The organism is Shewanella sp. SACH, assembly GCF_001887095.2.
Lineage (GTDB): Bacteria > Pseudomonadota > Gammaproteobacteria > Enterobacterales > Shewanellaceae > Shewanella > Shewanella baltica.
This window is the reverse complement of sequence record NZ_MPDG02000001.1, coordinates 532,211-547,873: the sequence shown is the minus strand read 5'-3', so window position 1 is coordinate 547,873 and position 15,663 is coordinate 532,211. Positions and strand designations below refer to the sequence as shown.

The 15,663-nt window shown below is 47.0% G+C and carries 14 protein-coding genes and 1 pseudogene; 4 read left to right on the top strand and 11 right to left on the bottom strand.

The window, feature by feature from the left end; translation table 11 throughout:
- Window positions 1–208: 208 nt before the first annotated feature.
- Window positions 209–652, bottom strand: a pseudogene (locus tag BM607_RS02190) (alpha/beta hydrolase-fold protein); the annotation flags it as partial.
- Between the two features lie 333 nt (window positions 653–985).
- Between BM607_RS02190 and BM607_RS02185 the strand changes: the two are divergent.
- On the top strand, window positions 986–1,807 hold the full coding sequence (locus BM607_RS02185; RefSeq protein WP_071939035.1) for a DUF2797 domain-containing protein: 822 nt from the start codon (window positions 986–988) through the stop codon (window positions 1,805–1,807).
- 249 nt (window positions 1,808–2,056) lie between these two features.
- On the opposite strand, the gene BM607_RS02180 is transcribed toward BM607_RS02185, so the two are convergent.
- Window positions 2,057–2,776: a DUF4136 domain-containing protein gene (locus BM607_RS02180; RefSeq protein WP_071939036.1), complete on the bottom strand. Its 720-nt coding sequence runs from the start codon at window positions 2,774–2,776 to the stop codon at window positions 2,057–2,059.
- A 389-nt stretch (window positions 2,777–3,165) separates the two neighbouring features.
- Between BM607_RS02180 and BM607_RS02175 the strand changes: the two genes are divergently transcribed.
- Both BM607_RS02175 and BM607_RS02170 read left to right on the top strand, forming a co-directional pair.
- The gene (locus BM607_RS02175) at window positions 3,166–3,759 is read left to right on the top strand and encodes a LysE family translocator (protein ID WP_012088771.1); all 594 of its coding nucleotides are present in this window, start codon (window positions 3,166–3,168) and stop codon (window positions 3,757–3,759) included.
- Window positions 3,760–3,786: 27 nt separating this feature from the next.
- Window positions 3,787–4,335, top strand: coding sequence for a DUF1415 domain-containing protein (locus BM607_RS02170; RefSeq protein WP_071939037.1), 549 nt, complete (start codon window positions 3,787–3,789; stop codon window positions 4,333–4,335).
- Window positions 4,336–4,411: 76 nt separating this feature from the next.
- On the opposite strand, the gene BM607_RS02165 is transcribed toward BM607_RS02170, so the two are convergent.
- Entirely contained in the window at window positions 4,412–4,909 is a 498-nt protein-coding gene (locus tag BM607_RS02165) for a hypothetical protein (RefSeq protein WP_071939038.1), read from the bottom strand.
- Window positions 4,910–5,502: 593 nt separating this feature from the next.
- Between BM607_RS02165 and BM607_RS02160 the strand changes: the two genes are divergently transcribed.
- Entirely contained in the window at window positions 5,503–6,729 is a 1,227-nt protein-coding gene (locus BM607_RS02160; protein ID WP_071939039.1) for a serine hydrolase domain-containing protein, read from the top strand.
- Between the two features lie 209 nt (window positions 6,730–6,938).
- Here BM607_RS02160 and BM607_RS02155 read toward each other — a convergent pair whose 3' ends face one another.
- From BM607_RS02155 to BM607_RS02120, 8 genes are all read right to left on the bottom strand, one after another.
- Window positions 6,939–7,769: an enhanced serine sensitivity protein SseB C-terminal domain-containing protein gene (locus tag BM607_RS02155; RefSeq protein WP_071939040.1), complete on the bottom strand. Its 831-nt coding sequence runs from the start codon at window positions 7,767–7,769 to the stop codon at window positions 6,939–6,941.
- A 217-nt stretch (window positions 7,770–7,986) separates the two neighbouring features.
- Complete coding sequence (locus tag BM607_RS02150) at window positions 7,987–9,273, bottom strand: acetyl-CoA hydrolase/transferase C-terminal domain-containing protein (protein WP_011846403.1); 1,287 nt, start codon at window positions 9,271–9,273, stop codon at window positions 7,987–7,989.
- A gap of 279 nt (window positions 9,274–9,552) precedes the next feature.
- Window positions 9,553–10,512 carry a signal peptidase I gene (gene lepB, locus BM607_RS02145; RefSeq protein ID WP_071939041.1) on the bottom strand — a complete coding sequence of 320 codons (960 nt, stop codon included), beginning with the start codon at window positions 10,510–10,512 and terminating at the stop codon, window positions 9,553–9,555.
- Between the two features lie 121 nt (window positions 10,513–10,633).
- On the bottom strand, window positions 10,634–11,755 hold the full coding sequence (locus BM607_RS02140; protein ID WP_006085299.1) for an ABC transporter permease: 1,122 nt from the start codon (window positions 11,753–11,755) through the stop codon (window positions 10,634–10,636).
- Window positions 11,745–12,701, bottom strand: coding sequence for an ABC transporter ATP-binding protein (locus tag BM607_RS02135; protein WP_071939042.1), 957 nt, complete (start codon window positions 12,699–12,701; stop codon window positions 11,745–11,747). Before BM607_RS02135 ends, BM607_RS02140 begins: the two co-directional genes overlap by 11 nt.
- Window positions 12,698–13,867 (bottom strand): HlyD family efflux transporter periplasmic adaptor subunit, encoded by a 1,170-nt coding sequence (locus tag BM607_RS02130; RefSeq protein ID WP_071939043.1) that lies wholly within the window; start codon window positions 13,865–13,867, stop codon window positions 12,698–12,700. Before BM607_RS02130 ends, BM607_RS02135 begins: the two co-directional genes overlap by 4 nt.
- The gene (locus BM607_RS02125; RefSeq protein WP_071939044.1) at window positions 13,864–14,565 is read right to left on the bottom strand and encodes a TetR/AcrR family transcriptional regulator; all 702 of its coding nucleotides are present in this window, start codon (window positions 14,563–14,565) and stop codon (window positions 13,864–13,866) included. The genes BM607_RS02130 and BM607_RS02125 overlap by 4 nt, the downstream gene beginning before the upstream one ends.
- Before the next feature lie 124 nt (window positions 14,566–14,689).
- Window positions 14,690–15,037, bottom strand: a complete 348-nt coding sequence (locus BM607_RS02120; protein WP_083548591.1) for a hypothetical protein — start codon at window positions 15,035–15,037, stop codon at window positions 14,690–14,692.
- Window positions 15,038–15,663 lie beyond the last annotated feature (626 nt).

The window sequence follows — 15,663 nt, the reverse complement described above, 5'->3', positions numbered from 1 at the left end:
CGGTTATTTGCGGACCTAGCGGGCTAAGTTAAAAATAACCAACACAGCATAAAGTGCGTTAAAACCCGCCGGGACGGAGCGCCAAGGGCACTCCACTTCCGTGTTGCATCAATTTAAAAGGTGGCCGACATTCTGTCATTGATGCGCCTTGAATTGAAGCACCCTTGGCGCTCTGAAACTCGTATCTTCAGGTAGCTTGGGTATAACAGCTAAACAGCCCAGCGAAGGAATGACCCGTGAGTATTTGATAATCTGAGGTGCGGTATTTTTTGCCTAATGTACTGAGCAGCTCTTGCTCTAAAAATTGCCTGAACTGTTCAGCACCACCGGAGCTGTCTTTAAATTTATCGATTTGAGTCGGCGTGAAATACTTCATCCGTTGATCCGAACTCACGCCAACGGTGATCATTTCCGGAATAATGGCATAAGTACTTAAAAAACCGACGTTCGCCGCCACATGCTCAAATTGGGTAGAGCCATCTAATACGATTAATACCGGATAGTTAAAATCGTTGGAATGCGCATAGGTATCTGGCAAATGGATTTGTAAGTTGATGTCATCATTCAAAATTTCTGAATGAATTACCGTCTTATCCGTCTGTGCGAAGACAGCCGTTGAAAAGAAGAACATCAGCACTAAAACCAACCGCATAAGTACACCTCCATTTGTAATGCTGGGTAACTTACTGGTTTTCATCATAAGACTCAAATCATTACCCTCAAAAGTCTGATTAAGATGATGGAGTTGAGTAGAGTTTACAAAGACTCACTCAATCAGCTCATTCAATCGACTAATTCAATCGACTCTGGTCATTAACGGCATTAATCGGCTCGCTTATCGATTCACTTATCGAGAATTCCTATCTAAACTGGCTTGGATAATCTTGTATACTGACGGCCACGCAATGACGATATAACGAAAGTGTGCACTAGACCGCATGATGAGCGACTAAGCTGCACCAGAACGCAACACATTAGGATTACCATGTTAGGAACGCTAAAGAAGATGCGCGTACAGTTAGATGACGCGCAACAAGTGCAATATCAACTCGTTGTCGGTGATGAGTTACTCCCGCTCAATCCATTGATAGGCAAGCAATTAACCTTGACCCACACGGGCAATATCTTCTGCTGCAACTGCGGTAAAAAGAGCAAGAAGAGTTACTCGCAGGGCCACTGTTTTGTCTGTATGCAAAAGCTGGCGAGTTGCGATATGTGCATCATGAAGCCGGAAACTTGTCATTACGACCAAGGCACTTGCCGCGAACCCGAGTGGGCCCAGAGCCACTGTTTTGTGCCGCATTATGTGTATTTGGCCAATACATCGGGCGTTAAAGTCGGCATTACTCGCCACACTCAGCTGCCCACCCGTTGGATTGACCAAGGTGCCACCCAAGGTTTGCCGATTTTTAAAGTGTCAACAAGACAACTCTCAGGTCTGGTCGAAGTAGAATTGGCGAAACTGGTCAACGATAAAACCCATTGGCAAGCCATGTTAAAGGGCCACGCCGACGATATCGATTTGAATGCGAAAGCCGCAGAACTGATCCCGCAAATTGAGGCTAAGCTGCACGAAATCGGCATGCAGAAAGGCGATTACAGTATCGAGCGTTTAGATGAAACGATTCAGCCGATTCATTATCCCATCGACACCTTTCCGAAGAAGATCACTTCCCACAACTTCGATAAAAACGGGGTGGTGAGCGGGATTTTGCAGGGAATTAAAGGTCAGTATTTAATATTTGATACCGGCGTGATTAACATTCGTAAGTTTTCATCCTACGAGATCAGCGTCGAGCACGACTGATAGCCTGAAATCGAAACGGGACTTACCCCGTTAAAATGAAAAAGCGCGGCAGTTTTCACTGTCGCGCCCTTTATTGAGATGGCTGTCACTAAAATACCATGCCTCACCATTCAAAAATGGGAGCTAGCGCCACAAATGTGGGACCGAGCCGCTCAATTACACACTAATCCCGTTTATCTGACGAATGCTTCTATCAAGATGCTGATTCACTCAGGCCAGAACTGAAACGAAGCAAGACTAAAACGCTAACTAAGGTGCCACATTAACCGATGGTATATTGGCCACCATGCTGGCAATTAAACTGTCGAAGTTTTCGGTTAGCTCATCCATCTTTTTAATGTTGCCAAAACCTTGGGCAAGGACACGCCAAATGGGCTCGTCACCGCCGCCCTTTATTTTAGTCGGCTTAAACAGTGCTATCACCACAGTGCCTTTGTCATACTTTTTAGTGTTCACACCGTCGGTCGAAAGCCCAGCAACCAAGCCTGTTACCGCCAGAATTTGCTCATCACTCATTTCAGTGCCCATGGCGACGCCAAACCCGACCTGAAAATCCGCCAGTTGTGGATCTTCAACCCAGCGATATCCCTTATTCTGCAAACTTTGTTTGAGTACATCTTGCATGTGCTGCAACACTTGCTGGGGCTCTAAGCGCTTGTCTGTGATAATTTTTTGAAACTTGGGATGCCAAGTGTACGTCATGGCAGTTGGTGGCAATTCACTGAGATCGCCAGACATCACGACTGTGGTTCGCAGCGGCTGCGCCGCGTTATCCGTCACAGTCACGCACCCAGTAAGACCTAAAACGCCCGTGAACAGCAGCACTAACACAGCTAAATATCTATTGAGCACTCGGCTAATATCTAGATGTAGTCCTCGACTTAGGCTTAGATCCTGCCTTCGACTTAGGCCCCGATTAAGCTCTCCACTTCGCCCTCGATGTAACGCGTTATGCAGCGGATTGATCATGCACTGTTCCCTCATTTTATAAAATTCTGTCTAAGGATAGTCGCTATTGCTAAAACTGAAAGTTGATATGCATCATAGTGTTAAATCAGCATATTCCAATATAGATTGATGTTCTCGCCATCACTGGGAAATCACCAGCCTGCGCTAATACTCTCCATTCAATATTGAGCCTCTTAGTGCTTCAACCTATTTTGTTATTCTTTTTCGTTTATAAACTCGCTATGCCGTATAGGCGCGGCAATATTTAACCGCTAGAATGCCTCGCCTGCGCTGCAATCAAACGCCTGCTAGCTACACAGTATTGCGCAAGCAGATGCGTCGGTCGCAGCCGAAATGTCGCCATTAATCACAATGCCATACAACGAAAATGAAAGGTGTGAGATCTATCTATGGAGTTAATACTCGCTATCGCGCTATTCGCCTTCTCATCGGGGATCACCCCAGGGCCGAACAATATTATGCTGATGACCTCAGGGGTTAACTTCGGCGTAAAACGCAGTATTCCGCATCTGCTGGGAATAAGCCTTGGCTTCCCAACCATGATCCTCGCGATCGGCTTGGGCTTAAGCGCGCTCTTCCAAAGCTATCCTATCATCCATCAAGTGATTAAAGTCGTCGGCATAGGTTACCTTTTGTATCTGTCTTGGCTTATCGCCAACAGCAGTAGCAAGATGGAAGGCAAAGCCATTGCCAAACCCTTCAGTTTTATCCAAGCTGCGGCGTTTCAATGGGTGAATCCTAAGGGCTGGATCATGGCGGTGGGCGCGATTGCAACGTTCACATCAGTACAGCAAGATTTAACCCCACAGGTCATCACTATCGCGACAGTATTTTTATGTGTCGCCTTCCCCTGCGCCATTGTGTGGCTCGGTTTTGGCGTGGCCCTTAAGCGCATTTTAAAAAATGAGCGCCAACAGAAGATCTTCAATATCACGATGGCAGTCTTGCTTGTGGCGTCTATCATCCCTATGATCGCCCCCTAATTTTTGTCAGCACGAGTCACGACCACCATGAACGAAATCGACATGATCATTGAACAAACCGACAACTGGGTCAAAAAAGTGATCATGAAATACAATATTTGCCCCTTCGCCAGACAAGAAGTCGAGCGCGGCAGTATTCGGTATCTAGTGGTGGAACAAACCAAAGTCAAACTCGTGCTTAAGGCATTAATCGAAGAGTGCCAATACCTCGACGCCCACCCCGAAGCCGAAACCACACTGTTTATTCTGCCCCGAGGTTTTGAGGGCTTTTATGCCTATCTCGACCTCGTCGACATGGCAACCGATACGCTTATCGAGCATGAGTACGAAGGCACATATCAACTCGCCACCTTCCACCCAGACTATTGTTTCGATGGTGAACCACAGGACGGGGCAGCCAACTTCACCAACCGCGCTCCCTATCCAACCCTGCACATCATCCGCGAAGCCAGCATGGAACTCGCTCTCGCCAGCTACACAGATCCCGAAACCATCCCTGAACGCAACATTGCCTTTTGCGAACGCAAAGGCAGCGACTTTTTCGTTAAGCTGTTAGCAGAGTGCATGGGGAAATAGCTTAAGCGCCTCAGAAATAACTGAGGCCAACTGTCACTGTGGTAACAGTGCTCTTTCAAGGGATCTTCGAAGCATTTTATCTTGTATTATGACTTTTCTGACGCTTCCTATTTCTCTTCATTTCTTCCTCTACAGCTTCTTTTGCCTCTTTTATGTCGGAGAAATGATCGAATTGATATTGAACTAACTTTTGATATGAATGACTTCTGATGAGGTAAAAAGCACTGAATAGCATCAAACTGTTAATTGAAAAAAACATCAATAAGTCGGCTGTTTTTGCCATTAACAATGAAGGAATTGAGATAATTGATAATAGCAATGCATAGTATTCCAGCACTTTCCAGCAAACAAAAGATCCTCTTGTCACGCCAAAGTTTATCATGCTGAATAGAATGGCCATGAATGATAAAATACCAACCATCCACTCAGGGCCAACATCTAAGTGCATAGAAAAAACTGTAATGCAAGAAATCGCAGTAGCTAGAGTCAGCAACATAGTTACCACTAAAAAAACAGCTATCCATTTTTTCGTTGGAAAAAAACCAACAATTTCATCATCTTTATTTTTTAACATTACTCTGTCAACTCTTCATAAATACCTATAGCAAGTGAATTAACATTACCCGACAATGCACTACCAGTAAAACTCATAGACGCTCCAACAGCATCTTTAAGTAGAAATTTTAATGCTTGGATAATCTGTATCTTAAAATAACAAGAGTGAAGCAACCGCATTTAATTTGTATAGACACTAGTCTTTTAAAACAAAAACTTGGGCAAGTCTTTATCCCAAAACATCAAAAGCACTACGACTCAGTTTGCCCCTAAAGTCTGAGTGACAATGAAGATCAACGTATCTACCTGTTCGTCTATTGAGTGAATCCACAAAGTCTCGCCGCGTTGAATTAAAGCAGCGGCATCATCCGCAATGGCAAATGACTGGATACCTATTAATAACTAAAGCGTGTCATCATTAGTTACACCTGCAATATTGCAACTGTAACCACAGTCCAATATGTTCAGTTCATCAGATTGTTTCAGACTGTTATGCGACAAATCCACACTCAGTGATGCGCCGTGCTAAATACTGCCGTCTGTTTTGACAAACGAACACCGGCCCCCTGTTTCGCCAAGGATTTTCAACATTTGATAAAGGACTAAAATCACATGCTCAATATGCTAAATCCGCTACGTAATGCGCTGGCTTTATTGGTGTTCGGCTGTTGTTATCCGAGCGCAGTATCTGCTGCCACTCAAGATGACACGGCGCAAAATGACAGCATTAGCCGCGTCGAGCACGGGCTTTCCAGCTTAGTGGTTGCCAAAGGCACCTCAGCGCAAAAGATGAACCTTGTGGATCGGATGCAATATTATCGGGTGCCTGCGGTCAGTATTGCGGTCGTCAATAATGGCCGCATTGAATGGGCTCGGGCTTATGGCGTCAATATTGCGGGGAAAGACGGCGCTAACGATGCGCAAAGTACAACACCAACAACATTATTTCAGGCCGCATCCATCAGTAAATCCCTCACCGCAATGGCAGCATTGCATCTGGTTGAACAAGGAAAACTGCAACTGGACGGTGATATCAACAACCAATTGCACAGCTGGAAACTGCCTGACAATGAATTTACCAAAGAGCACAAAGTCAGCCTACGACAATTGCTTAACCACAGTGGCGGCATCAATGTTCATGGCTTTAAAGGTTATGCCGATGGCCAGCCTCTGCCCGACTTATTGGCGGTGCTAAACGGTGTTGCTCCGTCCAATACCGATGCAATTCGGGTCGAAGCCGTACCAGGTACCCAATGGAGCTATTCTGGTGGTGGTTACACTATCGCCCAATTGATGATGATTGAGGCCAGCAAACAGGATTTTCCGCAATTACTGCAACAAACCCTCTTTTCTCCTTTAGATATGCAGCACAGTTTCTTCGCACAAACCTTACCAGCCGAAGCGCGCAGCAATGCCGCAGCAGGACATAATGAAAATGGCGCTGCAATAACTGGGTTGTGGCATCAAAACCCCGAGCTGGCGGCGGCAGGTCTGTGGACGACGGCGACGGATTTAGCCAAAGTCATCATTGAAGTGCAAAAGTCAGCGGCGGGAACGTCCAATAAAATACTCTCAGCGGATATGACCAAAACCATGTTAACCCGACTATTGGGTGAAACCGGCCTTGGCTTTTTTGTTGAACAACTGCCAGACCGGATAAGCTTTAGCCATAGTGGCGGCAATGAAGGCTTCCGCAGCCAATTATATGGTTATACCCAAACCGGACAGGGAGCAGTTGTGCTGACCAACGGCGATAATGGTGCCGCCTTAATAAAGGAAATTCTGGCCAGTATTTCAGCCGAATATGACTGGCCAGAATTTAAAGTGACAGAAAAGTAAGCTGCTTAAATGAGGCATTAAATAACAGCACATTGAGCAGTTATGCGAAGAGAAACAGTACACTGCCAGACGCCAGACTAAAACCCATTTAGCTGGCGGCTCGCTTTAAAATAGCGACGAAAAAATCGCAGCGATGATCGCCACAGAAAGCGCGAATAAGTCTTAACTCATTTAATTAGCAGGTAAAAAGATAAGCCTGTTATTTACGATTAGGCAAACCAGCGCTTCATTTTGGCCAACAACGACTGACTGTAAAAAGGCTCGGCTTTTTCAACACAAAACTGTCCGAGGGGGTCTTGAACATCTGCGCGCATTTGATGCACTTTCACCTCCCAACTATTGGGGTCCATTTTACGCTGCATTCTATCCACATCTGCCTTGATCCGGCTTAAATCATCGGCATCATCAGCGACAAACTGCACCATCAAATAGAGCGCATGATCTGTGCAACTCCTACCAAAGTTCAACGAGTTGGATTCGATAAGATAGGCTTTCTGGACACGCTTATAGTTTGAGAGTATTTCCTTTAACTTCGCAAAAATGGGCAGTTCCTCACTGAAGACTTTGCCCAGAATAACCAGTGCGCCCCTTTGTTCAACCAAAGAAAAATCCGGTAATAGCATATAGCGGATCTCATCTTCATCTAAGGTTTTCGACATATTACTGTTGGGATTCAGCGCCATATCATTGCCCGACTGCAATAGCAGCTGAAAAATCGTGGCCGCTTCGAGTTCCATCACGCCATGGTACTCAGTGCCTTCGCTTTTCATCAGCTCAATGGCTTTATCAACCGCGATTTGAGAGGTAAAAATAGGGGTAAAAGGATGATCGCTGCCATCTTCTAAGGGGATATACCATTGCTTGATGCTGATAGCGATAGCGCCATCACCCGCCTGCGGCGCATCCTCGCTACCCTCACTCAAGATAAAGAGTTTTGCTTGGCTCAATTGCTGATAAAACGCCTCAGCGTGCGCATTATTGCTTAATGCCTTTTCAAAACATTGTTCGAGTGGATTGGTCGCTTCTAAGTGGTACAGCATTGACAAACATCCTTTTATTTAGCAGTTCAGTCCTTTCTTATCAAAGCGTTAAAATACTTTAGGCAATTCAATTAACACTGAACAGATAATATCGAGCGGGCATATTAAAACATTGAGCGCGAGGGATCTAGTACGCCCAGCCTACCTCTCTTTATGTTTATGCTTGCCATCAATGAAGACTGAGCGACAGATCAGAACGAGGGATCACACCTAAAAACTACAGTCTTAAGCCCCAAACATCGAAGGCATCACGACTCAGTTGCTCCCTAAATTCTGGGTGAGCGATGGCGATCAACGCTTGTGCCCGTTCGCGCAGTGAACGACCGCGTAGATTGGCGGCGCCGTATTCGGTCACAATATAATGCACATGAGCCCGAGTGGTAACGACACCCGCGCCGGGTGATAACACACTGGCGATGCGGGAAATCGTGCCGCCTGCAGCCGTGCTGGGCAACGCAATCACAGAGCGACCGCCTTCGGATAAGCCTGCGCCGCGGATAAAATCCATCTGGCCGCCGACGCCGGAATAGATTTTAGTGCCAATCGAATCGGCGCACACTTGGCCAGAAAGGTCGACCTGCAGCGCCGAGTTAATTGCCATTACATTGGGGTTTTTACGGATAATGGACGTGTCGTTGACTTGCTCTATGTCCATAAAGATAACCGCAGGATTATCATCAACATAGTCGTATAACTTTTGACTACCCAGGGCAAAACCTGTGACTAATTTCCCCGGATAAAACCGCTTCTTGCTGTTGTTAATCACGCCCTTTTCAACCAGTTGTAATATGCCGTCAGAAAATAGCTCAGTGTGAACGCCCAAATCCTTATGGTCGGTTAAGCAAGATAAAACAGCATCGGGGATTGCACCTATGCCCATCTGCAGGCAATCACCATCGCGTACCAATTGGGCGACATTTTTGCCAATCGCCAGACTCACGGCATCGCCCGTACCAAAAGAATGGATCGGCAAGGCCGCACTTTCTTCATACACAGCGGCAAAGCGGTCGATATGGATAAATCCATCGCCGTGGGTGCGTGGCATTTGAGGATTAATATGGGCGATGATCTTACCCGCCACTTGGCAGGCCGCAAGCGTGGCTTCGACCGAGATCCCTAAGGAACACATGCCGTGCTTATCGGGCGGCGAGACTTGGATAATCGCAGTATCAATTTTTTGCTCGCCGGAGCGAAATAACTTAGGCACTTCAGACAGGAAAATCGGCACGTAATCCGCATCACCACTTTGCAATAATGCCCGCGTCGGCAGACCACCGAAAAAACATCGATGACGTAAATGCCCCTGTAAACTCGGATGGCTTAAGGATTCAGCGCCTTCGGTATGTAACTGTAATAAGGTGAGATTGTCTTTAGTGAGTGCGTGCTGCGCCAACGCATCGAGTAAAATCCGCGGCGTGGCGCCCATGGAATGCGTCCACAGCGTCTCGCCACTTTGAATTAATGCAACGGCTTCGAGCGCGCTATGACAAATGATTGCAGGCATAATGAATTCCCTTCCCTAAGCATGATGGCGGCAATGGCCCTAGCAGTAGTGTAAGGGATATCCTAATTAAGCAATATCGATTTCAATGGCTTAGCGCGACTGTTTATCTATAGTTTGCGCTATATCAAACTCTGGATTATTAATTGGATCTCAAAATACACATTCAACCTATTTTGGCACTAGAGGGTAATAAAGCCTCTGGCTAAAATGCTTTGCAACAGTTTGATTAGGGATAACACCAATAAGCCCGTATTAGGTTATCCCCATCAGCACTCAGCCTTACCAAATATATATCACTTTACCAATAATCAAGTCTTGAGGAATAAACCCAAAATATCGACTATCTAAGCTATTGTCTCTGTTATCACCCAAGACGAAATACTGACCAGCGGGAACTAACCATTCACCCCTTAATGTGTTTTCTTGAACATAATAGCGATCAACCAGTTCTTTCTGATGGCGGAGTAATAATACCTGATAGTGAATATCATCCAGCGACTCTTGGTAAACGGCTTGAGTCTCAGTACTGAACTCGGGTAATAAGGTTTTATCGATAAGATCGTATTGAGAGCCCAATCCTGCACAGGCTTCCCTCGATACATCGCAGGCTTTCTGCACAAAAATGGTTTTGTCGCGATAGATAATCCTATCGCCGGGTAGACCAATTACACGTTTTACATAGTCAATCGTCGGGTTTGCAGGGTATTGAAATACCAATATATCCCCTCTTGCGGGTGTTACCGATGGCGTCGACTTAGCCAGTTGAAAACCTAAATATCGATAGTTACCAAAACCATACTTGCTCACCAACACATGATTGCCGGGCGCTAACGTCGGCTTCATGGAAGAGGCCGGAATACTAAAAGGCTCAAAGAAAAAACCTCGTAACACAATCAGCGGTAACATCATCAAAGCGTAACTCGCTAACACTATCCACCAGCGAGCATACCAGCGGCGGGGTTGAGTAATATCGTAACGACGGGCGATTATAAACCCGTGAATGGGACAAATAACAATAAATAACCAAGAGAGGTAAATATGTTGAAGCCAAGCCATATTCCCCGATTTAAATGGGAAATAATTGGAGTGTAAAAATACATCCACGGCCGCGATAATCAGCGCACCAATAAAATATCGAATAAAATATTTAAATTGATTAACGTATAAAAATACAAACGGCTGAAAAAATAGGCCTAATAATATTGCGAGCCAAGCTTTTGGCTTCCATTGAATATCCAATTGAACTCCGTTTCACCCTAGATTTGGAAAACGGCATCATAATTCACTGCCTAACCTAGCACAACCTCATTTCCTGTCGCTGATAGCCTGCCATGCGACTATCAGCATACTGATGATAATATTAATCTAGACGCTTAGAGAATCTCATACTGGCGATAAATAGCCCGATACAGGTAAAACCTATCATCCACAGGGCATCAAATTGCAGATCCATCACTTGGGCATCGCGCAACACTATGGCCCGTGACATGCGCATAAAGTGGGTTGCGGGTAAGGCTTCGGCAATCCACTGCGCCGCGATGGGCATGGCTTCGTAGGGGAACATAAACCCCGACAATAGAATCGATGGCAGCAGGATAAATACCGTCATTTGCATCGATTGCAACTGGGTTTTAGCTATGGTCGAAATCACTAATCCTAAAGTTAAACTGGCGCAAATGAACAACATAGCGGCAAGGGCGATGGAATCGATCCCGCCGCGAATCGGCACATCAAACAACAGATGCCCTGCGCTCAGGATAATGGTCACTTGCACAAAGCCGACGATCACATAGGGCACGATTTTACCCAGCATCAACTCCAGCGGCCGTACTGGCGTAGTGATCAAAAACTCCATATTGCCCTGCTCGCGCTCACGCACTATGGCGGCGGAGGTAAACATCACCATGGTCATAGTCAAAATCACCCCCAGCAGGCCGGGCACTATATTGACCACAGAGCGTTGCTCAGGGTTGAAATATTGCACCACTTCAAAACTCGGCATCACGGCTTTTTGCGCTCTCCCTGCGACTTCATCCAGCGGCATTTGCCTAAGGCTACGAATGGTTGAGGCGACAACCGTATCAGAACCGTCCACCAGCCATTGCCCTACTGGCTGAGCTAAATATTGCTGACCCGCAAAGCTTGGGTGACGCACTAAGCGCTCATCAAGATCGGCGGGCAAATACAGCACAGCTTTAACTTCACCGCGAGTGATCGCCGCCTCTGCCTCGGCTGCACTTAAATAACGCTGTTTGAAATCCACCACCTGCGTCGCTTCCACCGCCTGCACCAATGAGCGGCTGTAGGCAGAATCGCTCAAATTCACCAGCCCCGCGGGCAGATGGCGCGCATCGGTATTGATGGCATAACCAAACAACATCAGTTGCACCAGCGGGATCATGACTATCATGCCAAAGGTCATACGATCCCGTGATAATTGCCGCAGCTCTTTGACGACAATTGCAAAAATTCTACGCCACATGGTCAGTTTCTCCCTTGGACACCCCAGCCAAACGCTCGCCGGTGCAAGTGACAAACACATCCTCTAGGCTAGCGCGCACTTCTTCCATCGTCCGGCTGGCAACCCGAGGTTTAAGCCAAGCGAGCGGATCTTCAATATCGCTGCGCACTAACACCCGCAAACGACTGCCGATTTGCGCCGCCGACAAAACCGCGGACTCGCTGATCAATGATTGTTTTAAATTGCGTAAATCATCCCCTGAAATTTCAACCACCCGAGCGCCCATCGCCGCCATCAGCTGCTGGGGTGAACCGTCGGCGCGTTTTATCCCCCGCTCTAAAATCGCCAGACCGTGGCAACGCTCGGCTTCATCCATATAGTGAGTCGACACAAGAATCGTGGTGCCTTGGGCGCAGAGATCGAATAAGCGCTCCCAAAACTCGCGCCGATTCTCGGGATCGACCGCTGAAGTCGGCTCATCGAGAAACAGCAATTCGGGGTGATGCAAGGTCGCCGCCGCTAAGGCCAAACGCTGTTTCTGGCCGCCACTCATGGAGCCTGCCATTTGTTTTTCTCGGCCGACTAAATCGTACAGCGTGACTAACTCGGCTATCCGCAGCTTTGAGGCTCGGCGGTTCAAACCATAAATTTGCGCGACAAACTCTAAGTTTTCCCGCACAGAAAGATTGTCGTACAGGGAGAATTTTTGCGTCATATAGCCGATGCGGCGACGCAGTTTTTCCTCGGCGCCGGGTAAGGTTTCACCCAAGACGCGGATTTCCCCCGACGTTGGGCTCAGCAGCCCAGTCAACATGCGGATTGATGTGGACTTTCCGCAGCCATTGGGGCCAAGAAATCCATAAATGGTTCCCTTGGGAATGGCGAGGTCGAGGTTTTCCACCGCATTGACGCCGCTAAAGGCGCGGGTCATGCCTTGGGTCTCGATAGCAAAATCGGCGTGGCTCATGGCTGTTTCACTTTTTGTTGCACTTTTGGCTGCACATCGAGTTCCACAGCTAATGCCATGCCAGTCGGCAAATCCTGACCCGCGGCGGAAATGGTGATATCAGTCAGATACATCAGCCGCGCTCGATCACGTTCATTAAGCGCATAAAACGGCGTGTAAGCGGGTTGACTGCGGATATTACGCACTGTGCCAGCAATCGGTAATTCGCGGCCATCCACAAGAATATTGACGCTATCACCCGCCTTCACTCTGTCTAACCAAGTCGCGGGCAGATAAACCCGCACATAGGGATCCTCACTCGCCAACAAACCAATCAACTGAGTACCCGCAGCAATACGATCGCCTACTCGCCAAGGTAGCGTATCGACAACGGCATCACGCGCCGCCACTAAGCTTAAGTCTGCTAAGGCTTTTTGTTCGATGGCGACACTGGCGCTGGCGGCGGCCACCGCGGCTTTAGCTTGTTCTAGCTGTTCACTACGGGTGCCATTTTCTAATAGGCGCAAGCTTTGCTCGGCCTCGGCTTGCTTGGCTAAACTGGTATCCCGCGCCGCACGGGCGGTATCTAAATCCGCTTGGCTCAGCACTTTGGTGGCATACAAACGGTTAGTGCGCTCAAAGGCACGCTGCGCTTCCTTCACGCTGGCATTTGCCCCGTCGAGCACGGCCTTGGCGCGTTCGATATCTTCTAAACGCGCGCCAGTCACCGCCTCAGAAAGTTTAGCCTTGGCCTGTTCAAGCTCGGCTTGACGCAGGGTAAGGCGCGCATTGGCCGAGGTCGAATCGAGCGTGAGTAGCACTTCGCCCGCCTTAACCTGCTGACCTTCAACCACATTTACCTGAGTAATCAACTCACCCACGGGCGCGGTCAGTGTCAATCTGTCACGCTCGACTGTGCCAAGGACGCTCGGCGACTCTTGGGTACAAGCAGCTAACTGCAGCAGCAAACAGCCTAAAACGACACCTGTCGCGACTCTTTTAATTAACGCGGTTTGATTAGTTAACTTATTGTTTCTTAACTTTCTGTTGCTTAACTTGCTGTTGCTTAACTTGCTGTCGCTTAACTTGCTGCTACTTAACCTGTTGTTACTTGAGTTGCTTTTACTGAAACGATTGCGACTAAAATCTTGGTCATTCAACATAGTCAAACCTTTCGTTGAGCTCATGACTGGCTCCTTGGTTCACATAACAGTCCCTGCGTAAAAACCTGCATATTGTGCAGAGCTAAGCGCTGCAAAAGCGCAGCATCGGCATCAAAAAAGCTGAACTGACGCATCAATACAGGCGGGGCAATAAGCGGAAATACCATAAGACTCACAAAACTTAGCCGTGCTAAATCGGGGTCGACACCCTCTTTTAATAATCCCGAATTAACTAAGGTGGATTCGAGCCATTGCCGCGACAGAGTTAACACTTGCTCAAATACAGACAAGATAATTCGATAGGGTTCCGAGCCATCGCCCTCCTGCAATACCCGTATAATCAGCCGTGGCAAGCCAGGGTTGGGCGCCATAACGCGATAGTATGTCTGCATGATTTCGCCGACATTATTCGGCGCTTCAGCCGCGGATATTTCGCGTAAGCGGGTTAATACGGGCTCAAGGGTTTCTCGCACCATTTGTTCGAACAAACCCGCTTTCGAACCAAAATAGTAACGGATAAGCGCGGCATCGACCTCGGCTTCGCGGGCGATTTCACGGGTAGACACAGTAGGATAACTGCGATGACTAAAAAGACTTAAGGCAGCGGTTATTAAGCGTTGACGCGCGTCTGAGTTTCCCTTCGGACGACCGAGAATGGGCGGCGATTCAGGTTGGGCGCTAAATGGAACGACGCCCCTAGGACGACCGGGAATAAGCGACATGGCAGGCTCCAGCAAAATTCATCTATTGATGAATATACTGAAACGCCGCGTAAAAAGGCAGCAGTTAAATTCCTCATTTTCATTGGTATTGAGGAATTTAACCCTAAAGCGTCAAGACTAAAATTTATACACCTTTGACTATGGCACCTAAACGGCTGACAAATTGCTGCACGGCTTCGACTGTGTCAAAGCTAAAGGCTAGTCCATAGTGGGTTTCGGTGAGACTCTTATGCAAACGCTTTGGAAAACGAGTCATCTCCGCATTGTGGAAATAATCGTATTTGGCATGCACGCCTGCAATGGTGGCGAGTTCGCCAGAAAAAACCTCAAATGCGGGCCGAATAATCAAGTTCGGTGATTTACCGTCGAGGTGTAAATAGAACGCCTCTTTGGTGTCTGGGAGCATGTATTCGGTAATGTTTTTTATGGTGAAGTTAGTGCGGCATTGCAATCCACTTAAGCAGCTCACCATCTCATTATGTTCTATCGCCAAACTTATTCTCCCTTATCTCTTTAAACCTGCCCAAGTCGCATTGCATCTCGTATTTCAGCCCATCGCTCAATCACTGTTTGAATCGCTGTTTCTATTAGTAATTCAACCAATGGTTCAAATCTGTGGTTCAATCAATGGTTAAATCAATGCTTCAATCAATGACCTGATAGCTGACATATCATAAATGCGTGCATTCTTGGCAGTATGGGTATTCATCACGTTGATGCTACTTTAACTCAGCTCAGCCTAATCGGTTTACGCTTTAAATGCACTAAGCTGATGTCGATCTCACAAAGCGAGTGGCTAAGTTTAGCGGATTTATCCAAAAAACCTTTATATACAGAACGATAAACCTATTAACTCAAACGCAAAGCCAATGTCACAGAAAATTATTTTGCGTAATCGAGCCATGATTTCAAACACCATAAAACACAGTACCATTTATTAGTCATTGCTTATCATTACCTTATCGCCCTCGATATTGACATTAAAACGTATGCTTTAAAATACTGCCATGCTATTCAATTATATGGTGATTTTTTTACTTGCCAGCTCAAAATGTTGCGTCTAGGTTAAGAAGCTTGAGTTAAGTCCTGTTGATAATG

Excerpts from the sequence above, each read along its gene's own strand:
- BM607_RS02185 (WP_071939035.1), top strand. The coding sequence starts at position 986 with ATGTTAGGAACGCTAAAGAAGATGCGCGTACAGTTAGATGACGCGCAA.
- BM607_RS02180 (WP_071939036.1), bottom strand. The coding sequence starts at position 2,776 with ATGATCAATCCGCTGCATAACGCGTTACATCGAGGGCGAAGTGGAGAG.
- BM607_RS02175 (WP_012088771.1), top strand. The coding sequence starts at position 3,166 with ATGGAGTTAATACTCGCTATCGCGCTATTCGCCTTCTCATCGGGGATC.
- BM607_RS02170 (WP_071939037.1), top strand. The coding sequence starts at position 3,787 with ATGAACGAAATCGACATGATCATTGAACAAACCGACAACTGGGTCAAA.
- BM607_RS02165 (WP_071939038.1), bottom strand. The coding sequence starts at position 4,909 with ATGTTAAAAAATAAAGATGATGAAATTGTTGGTTTTTTTCCAACGAAA.
- BM607_RS02160 (WP_071939039.1), top strand. The coding sequence starts at position 5,503 with ATGCTCAATATGCTAAATCCGCTACGTAATGCGCTGGCTTTATTGGTG.
- BM607_RS02155 (WP_071939040.1), bottom strand. The coding sequence starts at position 7,769 with ATGCTGTACCACTTAGAAGCGACCAATCCACTCGAACAATGTTTTGAA.
- BM607_RS02150 (WP_011846403.1), bottom strand. The coding sequence starts at position 9,273 with ATGCCTGCAATCATTTGTCATAGCGCGCTCGAAGCCGTTGCATTAATT.
- BM607_RS02140 (WP_006085299.1), bottom strand. The coding sequence starts at position 11,755 with ATGTGGCGTAGAATTTTTGCAATTGTCGTCAAAGAGCTGCGGCAATTA.
- BM607_RS02135 (WP_071939042.1), bottom strand. The coding sequence starts at position 12,701 with ATGAGCCACGCCGATTTTGCTATCGAGACCCAAGGCATGACCCGCGCC.
- BM607_RS02130 (WP_071939043.1), bottom strand. The coding sequence starts at position 13,867 with ATGAGCTCAACGAAAGGTTTGACTATGTTGAATGACCAAGATTTTAGT.
- BM607_RS02125 (WP_071939044.1), bottom strand. The coding sequence starts at position 14,565 with ATGTCGCTTATTCCCGGTCGTCCTAGGGGCGTCGTTCCATTTAGCGCC.
- BM607_RS02120 (WP_083548591.1), bottom strand. The coding sequence starts at position 15,037 with ATGGTGAGCTGCTTAAGTGGATTGCAATGCCGCACTAACTTCACCATA.